Origin of the sequence: Bacillus sp. PPSBB_11 (assembly GCF_038023285.1) — a bacterium.
GTDB lineage: Bacteria > Bacillota > Bacilli > Bacillales > Bacillaceae > Bacillus > Bacillus altitudinis.
Genome location: NZ_CP150633.1, coordinates 804,723 through 807,399 on the forward strand (window position 1 = coordinate 804,723; position 2,677 = coordinate 807,399).

Consider the following 2,677-nt stretch of genomic DNA (forward strand, 5'->3'; position numbering starts at 1 on the left):
GCCGGCCGCCTCGAAGCCGACTGCGCCAAGGCCCCCTCCGCAGAATAGTTCTAGTACCGTGAGTCCGTTCGCCGGTTGTTGCGGTGTTAAGTTAAATTCCGTCATTTAACGCCCTCCTTCGTCATAATTTCGTCCAGTCGCGCATATAGGTCGTCAAGAGATCCGTCATTTACGATCTCATAGTCGACCTCGAATCCATCGAGCGCCGTTTCTGTCGGATGGTTTAAGTCGTCCGCCTTGAATCTGTCGCCTCGTCTTTTGGCGCGATCAAAACGTTTTTCATACGGAGCAGTAATGCGTAATATTGTAAATCCCTCCGCCTTCGCTCGCTCGTATTCGGCCGGCATTCGCATATCCGTGATTAATAGGTTGCTAGGTCGACAACAACGCAACTTTTCGTGTTCCTTGATGCGTCGGAATACAACGTTGATCCAAACGTATTCAGCGCCAGGAATCGGCAGCTTTTTAATCCCCTCGATGAAATCACGCATAGGTTGGCGCTGTTTTGCGTCGCCATCCAATTCCGGAAACAGTTCGCCAAAAACCGACTTACCTTTTGCGGAAAACGTAAACGGAAAGAATTCGTACATTGCGACAAGATAATCGACGGCTACGTCTTTACCTGCGCCTAGTTTACCCGCGATTGCGAGTTTCATAGGCCGGCCCTCGATAGGCTTACGATTATCTGCGCAAGTTCATCCGTAGTAATCGCCAAGGCTTTCGGGTCATCTGCCGCCACCTTTGCGAGCTGTTCGCCGAGGCGCACTTTATCTTCGTGGAGGGCGTTGATTTCCGATTGATGGCGGGCTACGGTGCGTTTTAATTCCGACACCTCGGCGCCTAGATTGGCAAGGACGGTGATGACGTCTGATTCTTGCGCCTCGGCAGCGCCTTGAACCGGGGTGAGGACGAGAAGCCGGTCTCTATCCCCGTCGAAATAATCTTCTCTACCCAAATCGTTTTCCAAATATGAGGAACCATCGTCATATTTGATATCAATTTTTTTCACAGTACTGATAAGACCCAACGGAATACCACGGCTTTCAGTTACGATAATCTTTTCGCCTACTTCCGCCTTACGTTCCTCTAAACGGTAGCGCTCACCGTCAATGTGGACGATGTCGGTCGGTTCGAGTACGTGGTATTCCGTATGAAATATTGTTCCCTTCTCGCTGTAATTTGAAATGGCCGCAACACTTCGTACACAATCATCCGATTCCGAAAGAACATCTACCGTAAAAACATCGCCTTCATTATACGGATCTTGACGATCGCTCTTCTCAACAATTACGATCTTCTCGCCAACTTCTGCATTCCTATCCACCGCAACATATTCGCGATCAACGCCGAGTTTTTCGTCCTTTAATACGTGCATCATTTACAACCGCCTCCCTATTTCGTAATGATTTCCGCCTTTAGCCGCTTTCGTCCGAATGCCTGCGCCTCAGCCACGCCCGCAACGTATAGATCGATATGTCCTTCCGTAATTGCGCCCCCTCGGTCCTCGCAAGTCCTGACGCCGATGCCCTCGATGTTCAGCCTAGTCCCGAACGCCATTGACGGCGGGCAGGCAATCGTATGGCCCGTTTTGGTGCGTACGCCGCTTGCCGTTATGCCGTAGTCAGGGTCGCCGGCTGACTTCCCGGTTGACTCGGCACCGTTTGTGTACGCAGTCACTTCGTATGTTTGCGCTAGTTTTGGCGCTTTCTGCTTGCGTTTGACTCCGTGCTTCGTCGTCTTAACCTTCGTCTTTCTAAGCGCCTTTACTTCGTCCTCTAACGTCTTGATGCGTTGGTTAGCTCGCTGTAAAGCCGCTTGATCAGCCGTTAAAATAGGCGCCGGCTTTTCCGGCGCTGGTTGCTGCGCACATAATAAGCCGCACGCAAGCGTCATAGTCGTCATTATTCCGATGCAGACACCCCCTCGAAAAACTGCGCCGTCCACGGCTCGACTTCGATTACCTCACGGCGGAGTGCTTCGGCTAGGTCGGCTATTTCCGCCTGTGCGCCGTTGCCCTTCCGTCTCTTAGCGTAGAAGTCTAGTAGGGCGCGTAGGTTGACGGTCATTACGAGATTAGTAGCCGCTGCTTGCGGTAGGACGGCGCGGCAATCTTCGGCTGGAACACCTGCGTCTCTCAAAGCGTCATAACATTCCTGCGCCGTTGTCATAGCCGTTTCGAATAATTCCTCCGCTGTATGACCGGTTACTCTCGATTCAGCAACGTTGTAGAATGGTGTTTCTCTAGTTGAACGGCTAACCTTTTCCGGCACGACATAATCGAATCCGCCCGATTTATTTCCGCTGCCCATCTTTACATAACGTTGTGATTGGACGCTGAAGCTAAAGCCGGCGCGGTGTCGTGTTAACTGCGCTAATAATGCGCGGCTGACGCCTTCGATCGCAAAGGTGAACGTCAGGTGCTCGAGGGTCGACGTGTGTTTAGATGCGACAATCTGTCGGAATAGTCGGTCGGCATCCGTACCTGAGCCGCCATCTGATGCGCTGTTGCCGAAATACTTGGCGCCTTCTTTGGCTACGATTTCGGACGGCTTGTTCGAGGAATAACAATTCCTAATGGCTGACAAAGCAATAACTTGACAGTCTGTTGCGTTTTCTGACCCTTCGTAAGACGAATCGGAATCTTTATGAAAATAATCACTTAGCTGCGTATAGGCCA

4 protein-coding genes are annotated in these 2,677 nt (G+C 51.3%); all 4 read right to left on the minus strand.

Translation table 11 applies throughout. The annotated features are described in order from the left end of the window. Positions 1 to 101 precede the first annotated feature (101 nt). The gene (locus V7L95_RS04070) at positions 102 to 656 is read right to left on the minus strand and encodes a dephospho-CoA kinase (RefSeq protein ID WP_340968142.1); all 555 of its coding nucleotides are present in this window, start codon (positions 654 to 656) and stop codon (positions 102 to 104) included. Continuing rightward, positions 653 to 1,378: a hypothetical protein gene (locus tag V7L95_RS04075; RefSeq protein ID WP_340968144.1), complete on the minus strand. Its 726-nt coding sequence runs from the start codon at positions 1,376 to 1,378 to the stop codon at positions 653 to 655. Before V7L95_RS04075 ends, V7L95_RS04070 begins: the two co-directional genes overlap by 4 nt. 14 nt (positions 1,379 to 1,392) lie before the next feature. After that, positions 1,393 to 1,902 carry a 3D domain-containing protein gene (locus V7L95_RS04080; RefSeq protein ID WP_340968145.1) on the minus strand — a complete coding sequence of 170 codons (510 nt, stop codon included), beginning with the start codon at positions 1,900 to 1,902 and terminating at the stop codon, positions 1,393 to 1,395. Further along, positions 1,902 to 2,677, minus strand: a 776-nt coding sequence (gene thyX, locus V7L95_RS04085; RefSeq protein ID WP_340968146.1) for an FAD-dependent thymidylate synthase, incomplete at its 5' end; no start/stop codon positions are given. The genes thyX and V7L95_RS04080, both read right to left, overlap by 1 nt.

Coding starts and splice junctions, on each gene's coding strand:
- V7L95_RS04070 (WP_340968142.1), bottom strand. CDS start 656: ATGAAACTCGCAATCGCGGGTAAACTAGGCGCAGGTAAAGACGTAGCC.
- V7L95_RS04075 (WP_340968144.1), bottom strand. CDS start 1,378: ATGATGCACGTATTAAAGGACGAAAAACTCGGCGTTGATCGCGAATAT.
- V7L95_RS04080 (WP_340968145.1), bottom strand. CDS start 1,902: ATGACGACTATGACGCTTGCGTGCGGCTTATTATGTGCGCAGCAACCA.